Source organism: Lentzea sp. JNUCC 0626 (genome assembly GCF_043632865.1).
GTDB lineage: Bacteria > Actinomycetota > Actinomycetes > Mycobacteriales > Pseudonocardiaceae > Lentzea.
In genome coordinates this window covers 5,358,111-5,374,209 of record NZ_CP171635.1, presented here as the reverse complement: position 1 = coordinate 5,374,209, position 16,099 = coordinate 5,358,111, and the positions used below count along the sequence as shown (strand labels likewise).

At 68.5% G+C, this 16,099-nt stretch carries 19 protein-coding genes; 16 read left to right on the top strand and 3 right to left on the bottom strand.

All coding sequences use genetic code 11. The annotated features are described in order from the left end of the window. The first annotated feature begins 360 nt into the window (after positions 1-360). Positions 361-1,569, top strand: a complete 1,209-nt coding sequence (gene hemW, locus JNUCC0626_RS24055; protein WP_394613029.1) for a radical SAM family heme chaperone HemW — start codon at positions 361-363, stop codon at positions 1,567-1,569. A gap of 1 nt (position 1,570) precedes the next feature. On the opposite strand, the gene JNUCC0626_RS24050 is transcribed toward hemW, so the two are convergent. Next, positions 1,571-1,777, bottom strand: coding sequence for a hypothetical protein (locus JNUCC0626_RS24050; protein WP_394613028.1), 207 nt, complete (start codon positions 1,775-1,777; stop codon positions 1,571-1,573). 79 nt (positions 1,778-1,856) lie between these two features. On the opposite strand from JNUCC0626_RS24050, the gene JNUCC0626_RS24045 reads away from it, so the two are divergent. The 7 genes from JNUCC0626_RS24045 (at position 1,857) to JNUCC0626_RS24015 (ending at position 8,144) form a co-directional block, all read left to right on the top strand. Next, entirely contained in the window at positions 1,857-2,627 is a 771-nt protein-coding gene (locus tag JNUCC0626_RS24045; RefSeq protein ID WP_394613027.1) for a hypothetical protein, read from the top strand. A 155-nt stretch (positions 2,628-2,782) separates the two neighbouring features. Further along, a complete protein-coding gene (gene hrcA, locus JNUCC0626_RS24040; RefSeq protein WP_394613026.1) occupies positions 2,783-3,805 on the top strand; it encodes a heat-inducible transcriptional repressor HrcA in 1,023 nt (340 codons plus the stop codon). Positions 3,806-3,847: 42 nt separating this feature from the next. Further along, on the top strand, positions 3,848-4,996 hold the full coding sequence (gene dnaJ, locus JNUCC0626_RS24035) for a molecular chaperone DnaJ (RefSeq protein WP_394622085.1): 1,149 nt from the start codon (positions 3,848-3,850) through the stop codon (positions 4,994-4,996). Further along, positions 4,993-5,724, top strand: a complete 732-nt coding sequence (locus JNUCC0626_RS24030; protein ID WP_394613025.1) for a 16S rRNA (uracil(1498)-N(3))-methyltransferase — start codon at positions 4,993-4,995, stop codon at positions 5,722-5,724. Before dnaJ ends, JNUCC0626_RS24030 begins: the two co-directional genes overlap by 4 nt. Before the next feature lie 837 nt (positions 5,725-6,561). After that, positions 6,562-7,218 (top strand): alpha/beta hydrolase, encoded by a 657-nt coding sequence (locus JNUCC0626_RS24025; protein ID WP_394613024.1) that lies wholly within the window; start codon positions 6,562-6,564, stop codon positions 7,216-7,218. 9 nt (positions 7,219-7,227) lie between these two features. After that, positions 7,228-7,818, top strand: a complete 591-nt coding sequence (locus tag JNUCC0626_RS24020) for a TetR/AcrR family transcriptional regulator (protein WP_394613023.1) — start codon at positions 7,228-7,230, stop codon at positions 7,816-7,818. Positions 7,819-7,826: 8 nt separating this feature from the next. Beyond that, entirely contained in the window at positions 7,827-8,144 is a 318-nt protein-coding gene (locus JNUCC0626_RS24015; RefSeq protein ID WP_394613022.1) for a histidine triad nucleotide-binding protein, read from the top strand. Here the strand turns inward: JNUCC0626_RS24015 and JNUCC0626_RS24010 are convergent. Then, a complete protein-coding gene (locus tag JNUCC0626_RS24010; RefSeq protein ID WP_394613021.1) occupies positions 8,141-8,953 on the bottom strand; it encodes a GNAT family N-acetyltransferase in 813 nt (270 codons plus the stop codon). The two genes, JNUCC0626_RS24015 and JNUCC0626_RS24010, sit on opposite strands and share 4 nt — an antisense overlap. Before the next feature lie 10 nt (positions 8,954-8,963). Continuing rightward, on the bottom strand, positions 8,964-9,755 hold the full coding sequence (locus JNUCC0626_RS24005; protein ID WP_394613020.1) for a GNAT family N-acetyltransferase: 792 nt from the start codon (positions 9,753-9,755) through the stop codon (positions 8,964-8,966). A gap of 103 nt (positions 9,756-9,858) precedes the next feature. Here JNUCC0626_RS24005 and JNUCC0626_RS24000 point away from each other — a divergent pair, with 103 nt between their 5' ends. The 8 genes from JNUCC0626_RS24000 (at position 9,859) to JNUCC0626_RS23965 (ending at position 16,091) form a co-directional block, all read left to right on the top strand. After that, positions 9,859-10,908 carry a PhoH family protein gene (locus JNUCC0626_RS24000; protein WP_394613019.1) on the top strand — a complete coding sequence of 350 codons (1,050 nt, stop codon included), beginning with the start codon at positions 9,859-9,861 and terminating at the stop codon, positions 10,906-10,908. Positions 10,909-10,913: 5 nt separating this feature from the next. Further along, positions 10,914-11,459 carry an rRNA maturation RNase YbeY gene (gene ybeY, locus JNUCC0626_RS23995; protein WP_285645297.1) on the top strand — a complete coding sequence of 182 codons (546 nt, stop codon included), beginning with the start codon at positions 10,914-10,916 and terminating at the stop codon, positions 11,457-11,459. 22 nt (positions 11,460-11,481) lie between these two features. Beyond that, the gene (locus JNUCC0626_RS23990) at positions 11,482-12,771 is read left to right on the top strand and encodes a hemolysin family protein (protein WP_394613018.1); all 1,290 of its coding nucleotides are present in this window, start codon (positions 11,482-11,484) and stop codon (positions 12,769-12,771) included. Next, a complete protein-coding gene (locus tag JNUCC0626_RS23985; protein WP_394613017.1) occupies positions 12,764-13,096 on the top strand; it encodes a cytidine deaminase in 333 nt (110 codons plus the stop codon). The genes JNUCC0626_RS23990 and JNUCC0626_RS23985 overlap by 8 nt, the downstream gene beginning before the upstream one ends. A gap of 74 nt (positions 13,097-13,170) precedes the next feature. Beyond that, positions 13,171-14,067 (top strand): GTPase Era, encoded by an 897-nt coding sequence (era, locus tag JNUCC0626_RS23980; RefSeq protein ID WP_394613016.1) that lies wholly within the window; start codon positions 13,171-13,173, stop codon positions 14,065-14,067. Continuing rightward, positions 14,068-14,820: a DNA repair protein RecO gene (gene recO, locus JNUCC0626_RS23975; protein ID WP_394613015.1), complete on the top strand. Its 753-nt coding sequence runs from the start codon at positions 14,068-14,070 to the stop codon at positions 14,818-14,820. Positions 14,821-14,868: 48 nt separating this feature from the next. Further along, entirely contained in the window at positions 14,869-15,693 is an 825-nt protein-coding gene (locus tag JNUCC0626_RS23970) for an isoprenyl transferase (RefSeq protein ID WP_394613014.1), read from the top strand. Continuing rightward, positions 15,690-16,091 (top strand): YbjN domain-containing protein, encoded by a 402-nt coding sequence (locus JNUCC0626_RS23965; RefSeq protein WP_394613013.1) that lies wholly within the window; start codon positions 15,690-15,692, stop codon positions 16,089-16,091. Before JNUCC0626_RS23970 ends, JNUCC0626_RS23965 begins: the two co-directional genes overlap by 4 nt. Positions 16,092-16,099 lie beyond the last annotated feature (8 nt).

The window sequence follows — 16,099 nt, the reverse complement described above, 5'->3', positions numbered from 1 at the left end:
TCCGGGGTTTCGAGGCGCTTCGTGCGCGTGCGAGCCCGGAGGTGCTTGTGGTGGGGGCGTCGTCAGCGCACCAAGCGCTGACGGGAACAAATCAGCGCAGGGTTATGCCGAACGACGGCACATCGCGCTGGAGACACGACGGAAGTCGACGTGGCGGCGGGCCACGAGGCGGACTCCAGTCGAATGCATGACCTCAGTGTGCATGCCGTCCAGAGCGTGGTCCACCGTCAACCGCATGGTGGGATCCACGAGGAGAAGTTGACATCTTCTGCCGGTTTCACTCTGTAATAGTTCTGTCACCGACAGACACTTCGCCTGGTCGGACACCGCCGTTCGGGCTGCGTGGGGGACACTTGTCGCATGCCCTCCGCTCTGCCCGAAGGCGAGCCCGCGCCCGCCGACGGTTCGCTTCCCGCTTCCGCGCTGTCCGGCGTCGGTTCGCGCCCCTTCGGCATCTACGTGCACGTGCCGTTCTGCGCGACCCGCTGCGGCTACTGCGACTTCAACACCTACACGCCCGGTGAACTGGGCACCTCCGCCTCACCGGAGTCGTGGCTCGAAGGCCTGCGCCGCGAACTCGACCTCGCCGCCTCGGTGCTGGGGACCGCCCCTTTGGCCGAAACCGTGTTCGTCGGCGGCGGTACGCCTTCTTTGCTCGGCGCCTCAGGTCTTTCCGACGTGCTGGACGCCGTGCGCCAGTCGTTCGGCCTGGCTCCGGGGGCCGAGGTGACGACCGAGTCGAACCCCGAGTCGACGTCGGTCGAGTTCTTCGAGGGGATCCGGTCCGCGGGCTACACGCGCGTGTCGCTGGGCATGCAGTCCGCCGCCCGCCACGTTCTCGCCGTGCTGGACCGCAAACACACGCCAGGCCGTCCGGGCGAAGCAGCTCGTGAGGCACGCACGGCCGGGTTCGACCACGTGAACCTCGATCTGATCTACGGCACGCCGGGGGAGCGCCCCTCGGACCTGGCCGCATCGCTGGACGCCGTGCTGGCCGCGGGCGTGGACCACGTGTCCGCCTACGCGCTGATCGTCGAGGACGGCACCGGCCTCGCCCGCCGCATCCGCCGAGGCGACCTGCCGATGCCCGACGACGACGTGCTCGCGTCGTCCTACGAGATGGTCGACTCCGTGCTGAGCGGCGCCGGCTTCTCCTGGTACGAGGTGTCGAACTGGGCGACTTCGGTCGAAGCCCAGTGCCGTCACAACGTCCTGTACTGGAAGGGCGCCGACTGGTGGGGCTTCGGCCCCGGCGCGCACAGCCACGTGGGCGGCGTCCGCTTCTGGAACGTCAAGCACCCGGCCCGCTACTCATCCCTGCTGGCCGAGGGCACCTCACCCGCCGCCGGCCGCGAGACGTTGTCTCTGGAGGACCAGCGCGTCGAACGAGTGCTGCTCGAACTGCGCCTCGCCGAGGGCCTGCCGCTCGACGTGCTCGACGCCGAAGGGCGTGACGCGGCCAAGCAGGCGATCGCCGACGGACTCCTGGAGCCGCTCGACGACCGCTGCGTGCTGACCGACCGGGGCCGCCTGCTGGCCGACGCCGTGGTCAGGCGCTTGTTGCCGTAGATCAGCGGGCGCGCAGGTCGTGCTGGCTGAACACCTCGACGACCTCCTCGCCGTTCTTCAGGTAGGTCGCGGTGCCCCACCACAGCCCGTCCTCGCGTCTGACCTCCTCCCACACCACGGTTCCCTCCCACCACTGGTCATCGTCGTGGACCAGGCACGGTCTCCCCGGTTCCCCCTCAGGTGGCCGCAGCCACACCACGTTGCCCACGTTTGGACCCTAGCGAGCACCACCGACAAAAACCGGAGCCCGGATCGAGCGCGACACGGTTCGGGCTTGTTGGTGGACCATGAACGACGTGAACGAAGAACGTGCCAAGCCTGGAGGCCACAGCGCGCCGTTGCGCGCTTCTGGTGGGGTTGTGGGCGCTGGAGTCGGGCTGCTCGCGGCGGCGGTTCTGAAGCATCCCGAACTGGCGGCCGTTCTCGCTGCGGCGACGCCGGCGGCTTCAGAGGAGGGGCTCGCCCGATTGCGGCTTCTTGCGCAGCGTTGGCACGACCGCATCGAACGGGCGACCGGGTTCGTCCTCGCGCAGACGGGGTGGAGCGAATCCGAGCTGACTCATCTGTACCTCGCCGACGAGCAGTCGTTCAACATGGCGACGGACTATCTGCGCGCTGCAGCTGCCAGCCCTGACGAAGAGTGGGTCCGATCGCTGTCACACGCCTTCGTGCGTGGCCTTCTGGCCACCGATGAGGACAGGAAGGCAACATACAGCCGTGTGGTTTCGACCCTTGCGGGCCTGGATCCCATCGATGCCTTGGTGATCAGGACCATGCACAGCAGAGCGTCAAGTAGGCAGGGTTGGCATACACGGGATTCAGGTGGCAAGCCTCGTGAAAACGTCCTGACCGAGGCTGTCCGGAACACCGACGAGATCATCGACTCGATCGTTGCTCGCCTGTCGACCATGGGCCTCGTCACCAACGGCAGCGGCGGCTCAGGCCTCTCATGGGACTCGTCGTTGAGGATCACGTCTTACGGCAGTCTGTGCATCGAGGCCATGACGGTGATCGGTGACGCTGTGGAGGCCGAGGAGCGCCCCAACTCAGAGAGCTGACGTCGTGTAGTAGCCCGCAGGCGTCAACATGCGGTTTGAGCGGTACGCCAGCCCATGCCGCGATCATGGCTGCCACGAGCGCGACTTCAGAGCGCGCACCAGGCAGGAAATCGGCTGGGTAAACTCGGGAGCAATGGACACGGAGGTGAACAGCGGTGAACGCCGATGAGCGTCGGTTCGAGGTGCTGCGCGCCATCGTCGCCGACTACGTGTCCAACCAGGAGCCCGTCGGGTCGAAAGCCCTGGTCGAGCGGCACAACCTGGGTGTGTCGAGCGCGACCGTGCGCAACGACATGGCCGCGCTGGAGGACGACGGGTACATCGCCCAGCCGCACACCAGCGCGGGGCGCGTGCCGACGGACAAGGGCTACCGGCTGTTCGTCGATCGGCTGAGCGAGATCAAGCCTCTCTCGCAGGCCGAGAAGCGGGCGATCCGCAGCTTCCTGGACGGTGCTCTGGACCTCGACGACGTGATGCGCCGCAGCGTCCGGTTGCTCGCCCAGCTGACGCGGCAGGTCGCGGTGATCCAGGTCCCCACGCTGTCGCGGGCGGCGGTGCGGCACCTCGAGGTGCTGCCGATCACGCCGTCGCGGCTGATGCTGGTGCTGATCACCGACACCGGCCGCGTCGACCAGCGGATCGTGGAACTCGGGGACGTCATCTCCGAGGAGCACACGGCCCAGTTGCGCGGGGTGCTGAACCAGGCGATGGCGGGCCAACGACTCGCGGACGCGAGCGCGAAGGTCGCCGAGTTGCCGGACGAGGTTCCGTCGAACCTGCGCGACCCGATGCTGCGAGTCGCTACTGTGCTCATCGAGACGTTGGTGGAGCACCCCGAAGAACGGCTGGTGCTCGGCGGCACCGCGAACCTCACGCGCAACATCACCGACTTCCCGGGCTCGCTGCGCCAGGTGCTCGAGGCGTTGGAGGAGCAGGTCGTCGTGCTCAAACTGCTCGCCGCCTCCCGCGACCCCGGCCGCGTGCTGGTGCGCATCGGCGAGGAGAACGAGGCCGCGGAGATGCGCAGCACGTCCGTGGTGTCGATCGGCTACGGCAGCCGGGACAACCCGCTCGGCGGGCTCGGCGTCGTCGGGCCCACCCGCATGGACTACCCGGGGACCATGGCGGCCGTCCGCGCGGTCGCCAACTACGTCGGTGAGATCCTGACCGGTCGTTGACCAACCCGTACTTGCTAGTCGATGAAGATGAAAGCGAACAAGGTGGCCAGGGATTACTACGGCATCCTCGGTGTCTCGCAGAACGCGACACAGGATGAGATCAAGCGCGCCTATCGCAAGCTCGCCAGGCAGCTGCACCCGGACGTCAATCCCAACGAGGAGGCCCGCTTCAAGGAGGTGACGGCCGCCTACGAGGTGTTGTCGAACCCCGAGAAGCGGCGCGTCGTCGACCTGGGAGGTGACCCGCTCGACTCCGGCGGCGGTGGCCGCGCGGGCGGCGACCCGTTCGCGGGCTTCGGCCTCGGCGACATCATGGACGCCTTCTTCGGCGCGCAGTCCGGTGGTGGCCGGGGTCCGCGCAGCCGCGTGCAGCCCGGCTCCGACGCGTTGATCCGGCTCGACATGACGCTGGAGGAGTGCGCGGCGGGCGCCACCCGTGAGCTGACCGTGGACACGGCGATCCTGTGCGACCGCTGCCACGGCGCGGGCACCCAGAACAACTCCAAGCCCGTCCAGTGCGACACGTGCCACGGCCGCGGCGAGGTCCAGTCCGTGCAGCGCTCGTTCCTGGGCCAGGTCGTGACGTCCCGCCCGTGCCCGGTCTGCCGCGGCTACGGCGAGGTCATCCCCGACCCGTGCCAGCAGTGCGCCGGCGACGGCCGCACCCGCTCGCGCCGCACGATCTCCGTGAACATCCCCGCCGGCGTCGCCGAGGGCATGCGCGTGCGGCTCGCGGGCCAGGGCGAGGTCGGCCCCGGCGGCGGTCCCGCCGGTGACCTCTACGTCGAGGTCGAGGAGCACCCGCACGAGATCTTCGAACGCGACGGCGCCGACCTGCACTGCATCGTGCAGATCCCGATGACGACGGCCGCGCTGGGCGCCACGTTGCCGTTGAAGACCCTGGACGGTGAGGAAGAACTCCAGATCGATCCCGGCACCCAGCCCGGCACGCAGCTCGTGATGACGGGCCGCGGCATGCCGAAGCTGCGGTCCACCGGCCGCGTCGACGGCCGCGGCGACCTGCACGTGCACCTCGAGGTCGTCGTGCCCACCAAGCTCGACGCCGCCCAGTCCGCACTGCTGCGCGACCTCGCCGACCTGCGCGGCGAGAGCGAACCCTCGTTGTCGCACAACGGCAAGGGCGGCGGCGGGCTGTTCTCCCGCCTGCGTGCCTCGCGCGGCCACCGGTGACGCTGCCGGTCTTCCTCGTCCCGGCGTTGCCGTCGGGCGAGGAGTTCGTGCTGGACGGGCCGGAAGGTCGGCACGCCGCCACAGTCAAGCGCCTGCGCGTGGGTGAAGAGCTCGTGCTTTCTGACGGGTCCGGCGCTCAGGTGCGGTGTGCCGTCGTGGCTGTTGAGCGTGACGCGTTGTCGTTGCGGGTGGTTGAGAGTTGGGTTGAGCCGGAAGCTTCGCCGCGGGTCGTTTTGGCGCAGGCGTTGGTGAAGGGGGACCGTGGCGAGCTTGCGGTCGAACTCGCCACCGAGGCCGGTGTCGACGGAGTGGTGCCCTGGCGTGCTTCCCGGTGCATCACCAAGTGGGAAGACGGGCCGCGCGGCGCGAAAGCGTTGGGGCGCTGGCGATCCACCGTGCGTGAGGCGGCCAAGCAGGCCCGTCGCTCGCGGGTGCCGTTCGTCGACGAACCCGTGAGCACCACTCAGCTTTCTCATCGCGTGTCGTCGTCCGCGTTGACGCTCGTGTTGCACGAAAGCGCGGAGGAACGACTTGCCGACGTGCCGTTGCCTTCTTCGGGGGACGTGCTGCTCGTAGTGGGTCCCGAGGGTGGAATCACGCCGGAAGAACTCGACGCGTTGCGATCATCGGGTGCTCATGTGGTCCGATTGGGCCCAACCGTTTTGCGTGCATCTACCGCCGCAGCCGTTGCTCTTGGTGCCATCGGGGTCCGCACTGCACGCTGGTGACCCCGATCACTGCGCAGGTGAACATCGGATGGATTGGCTTGACGGAAGTTGTAGCGAATCCCAGGCCGATGGGGTTACCCTAGTTCACAGAGGGGCTGATTGGTCTATCCGGAAACGGAGTAGACGATTACGCTCTTCTGACCAAAAGACTCGCCGGACACCTCCCCCCTCGGTCCGGCGTCGGCGCCTCGCGGCGAAGCGACCCCCAGGCTTCGGACCGCGAGGCGCCCCTTTTGGTTTGGTGGGGGCTGCTCGGCGCTGGCGCGCCTTCGCATCCCACCAAAAGGGGGTGTCTTTTGGGGGCCGAGCCCCCAAACCCCACGCCGGGGGCAAGCCCCCGGACCCCCGGCCTCCTCGCCTTCGGCATCGGGCGGCCCATCATGAGTCCCCGGGGGTGTGCTCCGTGTCCGTGACGAAATGATGCGCGGTCCCTGTTCGTGTGCAGAAAACCACTGGCAGTGATGTGGCGCCCACTCGCTTCGTTTGGCGTTGGCCGACGAAACATCGTGCTGACCGCCCAGGCCTCGGGGAGGCTCTGGGGGTGTCGGGGCGTGGTGGTGGCTGCGGCTGGAGCTTCTTCTCGCGCTCGACCCGTCTTCGTCTACGCAGGGCTGGGTGGCGCCAGGATCTCGCGCTTTGAGTGCTTGGTTTCCGCTGTGGGCGCTTGGGTGCGCCTTGTTTTGGGCTTGTGAACGTTTTCAGGGGCGCTTGTGAACGATTACACAACCTCTTGTGCGTGCTTGCGCAGGGGTACCCCCTTGCTGGGAACCCCTGCGTTTCAACGTACTCGGCGGGTCTGACACGTTTTAACTGTTGGTTTTTCTGTACTTTCTGGGTGTGCAGCGAATTGCTTACGGTGACCACAGCAGTCAGTTCGGTGAGCTTTACGAACCCGGCGGAGTTGCTCAGGGTGCTGTTGTCGTCATTCACGGTGGTTTTTGGCATCAGCGTTACGGGCTCGAACTCGGGCGGCCGTTGGCCGAGGTGCTCGTCGCTGACGGGTTCCGCGTGTGGAACATCGAGTACCGGCGGGTTGGTGGCGGCGGTGGGTGGCCGGAGACCGGGGCGGACGTGCTGGCGGCGATCGATGCCGTTGATCTTGGGCCTGTGGTGACGCTCGGGCACAGTGCCGGTGGGCATCTTGCTGTGTGGGCCGCCAAGCGCAGTGCTCGGGTGTGCGGGGCGGTGTCTCAGGCCGGGGTTCTGGACTTCACGCGGCACATCACGCCTCGGGCGTTGGAGTTGTGCAGCGAGGAGCAGTTCGCCGACGCTTCGCCGGCCGCGTTGGTGCCGATCGGGAAGCCCGTGGTGTGCGTGCACGGGGATCGGGACGAGGACGTGCCCGTGGAGCAGTCGATCGGCTTTTGCGCGGTGGAGCCGCTGGCGGAGCTCGTCGTCGTGGAAGGCGGCGGGCACATGGACATGATCACGCCGGGCACCGAGTCGTGGGAGAGGTGCCGCGCGGCTGTCGGCCGGCTTGCGGGCGGCTGCTAGAAAGGGCCGGTGCCGAAGGTTGTCGACCATGAGGAACGTCGCCGCGAACTCGCCGAAGCCGTGTGGCGCATCGTGCGGCGGGACGGGATAGACCACGCGTCGGTGCGCGCGGTCGCCGCCGAGTCCGGGTGGTCGAGCGGGTCGTTGCGCCACTACTTCCCCACGCAGGACGCCCTGCTGGGGTTCGCGATGGAGCTGGCCTACCGGCGGTTCATCTCTCGGCTGGAGAAGATCGACACCAGCTCGGGCAACCGGGAGGTGTTGCGGGCGTTCGCGCACGAGATGCTGGCGCTCGACGAGGACCGGCGCGTCGAGGCCGCCGTGCTGCTGTCGTTCCTGCCGCGGGCGATGGTGGAGCCGTCGTTGCACGAGCTGGAACGCATCGGCACGCGCGGGCTGTACGGCGAGATCGAGCACGTGCTCAGTGCGGCGCAGTCCGCCGGTGAGCTGCGGGACGGGGTGGTGCCGCTGAAGGCGGCGCGCCGGTTGATCGTGCTCATCGACGGGCTCAACATCCACCACGGCCTGGGGCCCGACGAGCTCACCGCGGCCGACATGGTCGAGGCCGTCGACGAGCAGCTGGACGCGTTGTTCGTTTAGCTTGAGGCATGTCCTGTTTGTTCTGCCGGATCGTCGCCGGTGAGATCCCCGCGACGATCGTGCACGAGACCAAGACGACGCTGGCGTTCCGCGACATCCAGCCCAAGGCGCCCGTGCACGTGCTGCTGATCCCGCGCGAGCACGTGCCGAACGCCGTCGACCTCGACGGCGAGCAGCTCGGCGACCTCTTCGCCGCAGCCAAGGAGGTCGCCGAAGGGGAGGGCGTGGCCGAGTCCGGCTACCGGCTGCTGTTCAACACCGGACCGGACAGCGGCCAGGAGGTCTTCCACGCCCACCTTCACCTGCTGGGTGGCCAGCGCCTTTAGCCCAGTGCCTGCAGGAGCGGGGCGCGGTAGCGGGTGCGGTCGCCCGGCAGGGTGTCGGCGCCCCTGACCATCCAGGTCGCCTCGCCCCAGGACTCGAGGCCGTGCTCGCGCACGAACGCGATCACCTCCGGGTCGTGCACGTCGACGCGCACGCTCGGGTTGCCGGCGGCGCAGTCAGCGATGAGTGCGCACGTGTCGGCGGGCGTGTCCGCGATGATTGGGCCGATCAGCATCCGCGCCTCGCGGACCTGCCAGGAGCCCGCGACGCCGTGGTCGGACATCCGGATCGTGCCCATCCTGAGCAGCGACTCCCACAGGTACGGCCGGGTGATGCCGGTGACCTTCGTGTCGAGCGCGACGATCTCGTCGAGGTCGTCGGCCGTGGCGATGTGCGATATATCAGCTGCCGGGCCGGTGAACTCGCCCGCGTGGATGTCGGTGAAGCCGACGGCGTGGAAGCCCAGTTGCTCGTAGAGCGGGCGGCCCATCTTCGTCGCGAACAACGTCGACACGCCGGTGTCCGGCACGCCGGTATCCAATACATGGGACACCAGTCGGCGGGCGTGGCCCTGGCGGGCGGCGCGTTCGGCGACGAGCACCATGCTGATCGACGCGAGTTCCGGGTAGCGCGTCACGATCGTCGTGCCGACGAGGCCGTCGTCGTCGAACAGGCCCCAGCCCTCGCCGTGCGCGAGCAGGAACTCCCACTTGCTCTCCTCGCGCGGCCACGACCGGCTCTCGGCCAGGTCGGAGCACGCGACGAGGTCGTCGTTGGTCAGTCTGCGCAGTTCCACCATCAGGTCCCCCAAAAGAAAAGAATCAGCCGAGCGCGTGCGAGGCCGGTGCGAAGTAGCGCGACCGGTCGCCCGGGACGTTCGCGGCGCCCGCCACCATCAGAACGCAGCCGCCGGGACGTTCCTCGAAGCCGTGCCCGGTCAGGTAGGCGGCGACGTCGGCGTCGTCGGTGTCGACCCGGACCTCGCCCCGTCCGGCCGCCATGTCCGCGACCAACGCGCACGCCGCCGTCGCGGACGGCGCGATCAGCGGGCCGATCGTGACGCCGGTCGGGTTCGGGCGGGTCGCGACGACGCCGTCGTCGGACATCAGCACCTCGTGCGGGCCCGACGGGTCGAGCACCAGGTCCCAGAACGCGGGGCGGGTGTAGCCGCCGGCCTCGCGGTCGAGATCGGCGAGCGCGGCGGCGTCCGCGGGCGTCGCCTTCCTCGTCACGCCGGGTGCCTGGCCGTCGAACGTCCCGAAGTACGCCACCGTCTGCCCGACAGGGTGAAAGCCGAGTCGTTCGTACAGGGGCTGACCCATCGTCGTCGCGTACAGAGCGGAAGGACTGATATCCAATATATTGGACATCAGTTTGGTGCCGATTCCCTGGCGGCCCGCTCGCGAGGCGACCAGGACGCCGCTGATCGCCTGCATCTCCGGGTACGGGGTCGTCAGGGCCGTGCCGAGCAGCCCGGACGCGTCGAAGGCGCCGTAACCGGGACCGAGGGCGAGCATCACCTGCCACTGCTCCGGGGTCCAGCTCCAACCCCGGTCCGTGATCAGCTTCATGCACTCGGGTATGTCGTCGACGACGAGCCTGCGGATCTCCACGATTCGTGAGCACACACCGTGAGCAATCCGGTAGCCACTCATTTTCGGCCGGACTAGCATCGACGGCACCAGATCCGAGCGACAGGAAGCAGGCCGGGGCCACGTGGCCGACGAAACACAGCAGAGCAACAAGGAAGGTCAGTCCCGGTTCGCCGTGCCGGAAGGTGCGGTGCTCACGCTGCTCGGGTCGCGCGACGAGAACCTCCGGCTCGCGGAGGAACTGCTCGACGCCGACGTGCACGTGCGCGGGAACGAGATCACCTTGTCCGGCGACCCCGCCGACGTGGCCTTCGCCGAACGCGTCTTCTCCGAGCTCATCACCCTCGCCAGCCGCGGTCAGGCCATCGACCAGAACAGCGTCCGCCGCATCATCGCGATGCTCAGCGCGAACGACGTCGAGTCGCCGGCCGAGGTCCTGAGCCTCGACATCGTGAGCCGCCGCGGCCGCACGATCAGGCCGAAGACGCTGAACCAGAAGCACTACGTCGACGCGATCGACAAGAACACCATCGTGTTCGGCATCGGCCCCGCCGGCACCGGCAAGACCTACCTCGCCATGGCCAAGGCCGTGCAGGCGTTGCAGAACAAGCAGGTCAACCGCATCATCCTCACCCGCCCGGCCGTCGAGGCGGGCGAGCGGCTCGGGTACCTGCCGGGCACGTTGTACGAGAAGATCGACCCGTACCTGCGCCCGCTCTACGACGCGCTGCACGACATGGTCGACCCGGAGTCGATCCCGCGCCTCACGCAGGCGGGCACGATCGAGGTCGCACCGCTGGCGTTCATGCGCGGCCGGTCGTTGAACGACGCGTTCATCATCCTCGACGAGGCGCAGAACACGACGCCCGAGCAGATGAAGATGTTCCTCACCCGCCTGGGCTTCGGCTCCAAGATGGTGGTGACGGGCGACACGACGCAGGTCGACCTCCCCGGCGGCCAGCGCAGCGGCCTGCGGGTCGTGCGGGACATCCTCGAAGGCGTCGAGGACGTGCACTTCTCGGAGCTGACCAGCCAGGACGTGGTCCGCCACCGCCTGGTCGGCGACATCGTCGACGCGTACGACAAGTGGCAGGTCCATCAGGACAACCTGGACCAGAACACGCAGCACCACGGACCCGGTGCACGACGGGGTAACCAGCGGCGAGGACGATAGGCGCCGTGAGCATCGAGATCGCCAACGAGTCGGGTGTCGGAGTCGACGAGGGTTCCATCGTCTCCGCCGCCCGCTTCGCGCTGGACCGCATGGGCGTGAGCCCGCTGGCCGAGCTGTCCGTCCTGCTGGTCGAGCTGGACGTCATGGCCGACCTGCACGAGCGCTGGATGGACCTGCCCGGCCCGACGGACGTCATGGCCTTCCCCATGGACGAGCTGGACTCCGCGCGCCGTCCGGACGCGGCGGGCCTCGGCCCGGCGCTGCTCGGGGACATCGTGCTGTGCCCGGCGTTCGCCAAGGACCAGGCCAAGAAGGCGGGCCACAGCCTGCTGGACGAGCTGCACCTGCTGACCGTGCACGGTGTGCTGCACCTGCTCGGCTACGACCACGCCGAACCCGCGGAGGAACGTGAGATGTTCACGTTGCAGAACCGCATCCTCGGCGACTTCCGCACCGCGCGGGACGAGGCCGAACGGGCCGCTCACCAGCGCAGCACCGACGACAAGGTGCTCGGCGCGGTCGGCCTGGACGAGAAGACCGACGAAGCCTGACGTCCTCTAGAGAAAACGGACAATGACCGCGAACCCTGCCAGTGTGATCGTGCTGGCCGTTCTGCTCGTGCTCGCCGCTGGTCTGTTCGCGTGTGTGGATGCTGCTCTCGGCACCGTGTCGCGCGCACGAGTGGAGGCTCTCCAACGGCAGGGTCGTTGGGGCACCGGGCAGTTGTTGCAGGTCCTCAACGACCGGCCGCGGCACGTCAACCTGTTGCTGCTGCTGCGCCTCGCGTGCGAGATGTCGGCGGCGGTGCTGGTCACGACCGTGTTCCTGGACTACGTGGAACAGGACTGGCTCGCCGTCCTGTACTCGTGCCTGAGCATGCTCGTCGTGTCGTACGTGCTCGTCGGCGTCGGACCGCGCACACTCGGCCGTCAGCACCCGTACGCCGTGTCGCTGCTCGCGGCGGGCACCGTGCGTCAGCTGGGGCGCGTGCTCGGGCCGTTGTCCAAGTTGCTGATCCTCATCGGTAACGCCATCACGCCTGGTAAGGGCTTCCGCGAGGGTCCGTTCAGCTCCGAGGTCGAGCTGCGCGAGCTCGTCGACATGGCGCAGGAACGCGGCGTCGTGGACGAGGGCGAACGCGAGATGATCCACTCGGTGTTCGAGCTGGGCGACACGATCACGCGCGAGATCATGGTGCCGCGCACCGAGATCGTGTGGATCGAGCAGTCGAAGTCGCTGCGGCAGGCGCTCGCGCTGTCGTTGCGCACCGGCTACACCCGCGTCCCGGTGATCGGCGAGAGCGTCGACGACGTGCTCGGCGTGGTGAACCTCAAGGACATGATGCGGGCCACGCTCGCCGAGGACGAGGACCCGAAGCGCGTCTCCGAGCTGATGCGCCCGATGAGCTTCATCCCGGACAGCAAACCCATCGCCGACCTGCTGCGCGAGATGCAGGTGTCACGCCGCCACATGGCGATCGTCGTCGACGAGTACGGCGGCACCGCGGGCCTGCTGACGATCGAGGACATCCTCGAGGAGATCGTCGGCGAGATCACCGACGAGTCCGACACCGACGACCGCCCGCCGGTCGAGCACCTGGAGGACGGCGCGGTGCGGGTCAGCGCGCGCCTGCCGGTCGACGACCTCGACGCGCTGTTCGGCACCGAACTCGACGACCACGAGGTCGAGACCGTCGGCGGCCTGCTCGCCCAACGCCTCGGCCGCGTCCCCCTGCCGGGCACCGAGGCGGAGATCGCCGGCCTGCGCATGCGGGCGGAGGGCGGCAAGGACGAACGCGGTCGCATCCGCGTCACCACTGTGCTCGTGCGCCCCGTGCAGAAGGAGAGCGAAGAAGATGAGTGACCTGGACCCCGAGGACGCCAAGCTCGTGACGCTCGCACGGTCGGTGCGCGCGCGTAACGGCGCCGCCGAGGGTGCGGCCGTGCGCGACCTCGACGGCCGCACGTACAACGCGTCCACGGTCTCGCTGCCGTCGCTGAAGCTCACGGCACTGCAGGCCGCCATCGCGGCCGCCGTGTCGAGCGGCGCCGAGGGCCTGGAGGCCGCCGCGGTCGTGACCGAGGACTCGCGCGTGGACGGGGAGTCGCTGGCGGCGTTCCGCGACCTCACGCCGTCCGGGCCGGTGCACCTGGCGAACGCGGCGGGCGAGGTGCGCAAGCAGTTCTGAGGTCGTCGCCTCGGAACGACCACGTCTTGGGGACCTGGCCGAACCCGTTTGCGGCTCCCAGGGACAATGGACGGATGGATGGTTACCGCTCCGGGTTCGCGTGCTTCGTCGGCCGCCCGAACGCAGGGAAGTCGACGCTGACGAACGCACTGGTGGGCACGAAGGTCGCCATCACGTCCAGCAAGCCGCAGACCACCCGCCACACGATCCGGGGCATCGTGCACCGCGAGGACGGGCAGCTCGTCCTCGTCGACACGCCCGGTCTGCACCGTCCCCGCACGCTGCTCGGCCAGCGCCTCAACGACCTGGTGCGCGAGACGTGGTCCGAGGTCGACGTCGTCGGCTTCTGCGTGCCCGCGGACCAGAAGGTCGGGCCCGGTGACAAGTTCATCGCCGCCGAGCTCGAGAAGGTCGCCAAGCGCACGCCCGTGATCGGCATCGTCACCAAGACGGACCTGGTCTCGCAGCAGCAGGTGATGGAACAGCTGCTCTCGCTGCAGAAGGTCATGGAGTTCGCGGAGATCATCCCGGTCTCCGCGGTCAACGGGTTCCAGGTCGGCGCGCTGAGCGACCTGCTGCTCAAGAAGCTGCCCGAGGGGCCGCAGCTGTTCCCGGACGGCGACCTGACCGACGAGCCCGAGCAGACGCTGGTCGCCGAGCTCATCCGCGAGGCCGCGCTGGAGGGCGTGCGCGACGAGTTGCCGCACTCCATCGCCGTGGTGGTGGAGGAGATGGCGCCGCGCGAGGGCCGGGACGACCTGATCGACATTCACGCGTTCGTGTTCGTGGAGCGGCCGTCGCAGAAGGCGATCATCCTCGGGCACCGGGGCGAGCGGCTCAAGCAGGTCGGCATGGCGGCCCGCAAGCAGATCGAGCGGCTGCTGGGCAGCAGGGTGTACCTGGACCTGCACATCAAGATCGCCAAGGACTGGCAGCGCGACCCCAAGCAATTGCGCCGACTGGGGTTCTAGATGGCGAACCTGTACCGCGACACCGGCATCGTGCTTCGCGTGCAGAAGCTCGGTGAAGCGGACCGGATCATCACCTTCCTGACCCAGAAGCACGGCAAGCTCCGCGCGGTGGCCAAGGGAGTGCGCAAGACGTCGTCCAAGTTCGGCGCGCGGCTCGAGCCGTTCTGCCACGTCGACGTGCAGTTCTACCCCGGCCGGACGCTCGACATCATCACGCAGGTGCAGACGCTGGACGCGTTCGGCGTGGGGATCGTGAACGACTACCAGCGCTACACGGCGGCGTGCGCGATCGCCGAGACCGCCGACCGCCTCGCCGCTGAAGAGGGCGAACCCGTGTTGCGCCTCTACATGATCGTCGTGGGGGCCCTCAGGGCGTTGTCGGCCGCGGACCGTGACCCGTCGTTGTTGTTGGACGCGTTCCTCATGCGTGCGATGGCGTTCGCCGGATGGGCGCCCGCGGTGAACGAATGCGCGAAGTGCGGCGATCCCGGGCCGCACCGGGCGTTCAGCATCCAGGCGGGTGGCTCTTGTTGCCCGAATTGCCGTCCGGCAGGTGCCTCTTCGCCCTCGCAGGACACGTTGGCGCTGCTCTCGGCGTTGCTGCACGGGCAGTGGCACGTGGTGGACGAGATTCCGCACATCGCGCGCCGTGACGCGAGTGGCCTGGTCGCGGCACATCTGCAGTGGCACCTCGAACGGCAGCTCCGCTCGTTGCCGTTGGTCGAGCGCAAGGCACAGCCCGCCGACGGCTAGTCTGGCGCCTACCGACAATGGTTTTCGCTCGAAAGGATGTCTGGACTAATGCTGCGTCGCCGCCGCTCTGAGCGTGAGAAGCGCGTCCCGCGCCCGCCGGAGCCGCACGAGTCCGGTGCGACGCCCCCGGACATCCCCCTCGACCTGGTGCCCAAGCACATCGCGATCGTCATGGACGGCAACGGCCGTTGGGCGAACCAGCGCGGGCTGTCGCGGGTCGAGGGTCACAAGCGCGGCGAGCAGGTCGTGCTCGACGTCGCGAAGGGCTCCATCGAGCTCGGCGTGAAGTGGCTCTCGCTGTACGCGTTCTCCACGGAGAACTGGAAGCGCAGCCCCGAAGAGGTCCGCTTCCTGATGAACTTCAACCGCGACGTCATCGCGCGGCGCACCGACGAGCTCGACGAGATGGGCGTCCGCATCCACTGGGCCGGCCGCTCGCCGAAGCTGTGGGGCAGCGTCATCAAGCAGCTCCAGGAGGCCGAGGTCCGCACGGCCGAGAACGACGTGCTGAACCTCGTGATGTGCGTGAACTACGGCGGCCGCGCCGAGATCGGGGACGCGGCCCGCGAGATCGCGCGCCTCGTCGCCGCCGGGCAGATCAACCCGGACAAGGTCGACGAGCGGATGCTCGCGAAGTACATGTACAAGCCGGAGATGCCGGACGTCGACCTGTTCATCAGGCCGTCCGGTGAGCAGCGGATCTCGAACTTCCTGCTGTGGCAGTCCGCGTACGCCGAGATGGTGTTCCAGGACATCCTGTGGCCCGACTTCGACCGCCGCGACCTGTGGCGTGCCTGCGAGAAGTTCGCCGGGCGCGACCGTCGCTTCGGTGGCGCCGTCGACAAGCCCGGCGAGGAGGTGGTGTCGTCGTGAACGCGAGCGGTGAGGCCCTGGAGGCCGCGCGCAAGGCGTTGGAGCTGTTCCACGACGTGTCGGTGGACGACGACGGCGCGCTGAGCTTCCGCCACGGCGACGTGCCGTGCGCGGTGCAGGGCATGGAACTGGCCGAGGGCCTGACGGTGCTGTCGCTGACCGTCGTGGTCGCGTGGGACCTGCCCGGCGACGCGGCCGCGTGGGTCGCCGAACGCGCTGGTCAGGGCCTGTTCGGAACGCTCGGTGTGATCCACTCCGAACGCGGTGGCACGGACGTGATGCTGCGCTACGCGTTCCCTGCGGACGGCCTCAAGCCCGAGCCGTTGAGCACGCTGCTCATGCTCGTCGTCTCGACCGCGTCGCAGGTGCGCGGCGAGCTCCTCTCCCGGTTTTCTTGAGAAAGGAC

Excerpts from the sequence above, each read along its gene's own strand:
- hemW (WP_394613029.1), top strand. The coding sequence starts at position 361 with ATGCCCTCCGCTCTGCCCGAAGGCGAGCCCGCGCCCGCCGACGGTTCG.
- JNUCC0626_RS24045 (WP_394613027.1), top strand. The coding sequence starts at position 1,857 with ATGAACGACGTGAACGAAGAACGTGCCAAGCCTGGAGGCCACAGCGCG.
- JNUCC0626_RS24015 (WP_394613022.1), top strand. The coding sequence starts at position 7,827 with ATGTCCTGTTTGTTCTGCCGGATCGTCGCCGGTGAGATCCCCGCGACG.
- JNUCC0626_RS23990 (WP_394613018.1), top strand. The coding sequence starts at position 11,482 with ATGACCGCGAACCCTGCCAGTGTGATCGTGCTGGCCGTTCTGCTCGTG.
- JNUCC0626_RS23985 (WP_394613017.1), top strand. The coding sequence starts at position 12,764 with ATGAGTGACCTGGACCCCGAGGACGCCAAGCTCGTGACGCTCGCACGG.
- era (WP_394613016.1), top strand. The coding sequence starts at position 13,171 with ATGGATGGTTACCGCTCCGGGTTCGCGTGCTTCGTCGGCCGCCCGAAC.
- recO (WP_394613015.1), top strand. The coding sequence starts at position 14,068 with ATGGCGAACCTGTACCGCGACACCGGCATCGTGCTTCGCGTGCAGAAG.
- JNUCC0626_RS23970 (WP_394613014.1), top strand. The coding sequence starts at position 14,869 with ATGCTGCGTCGCCGCCGCTCTGAGCGTGAGAAGCGCGTCCCGCGCCCG.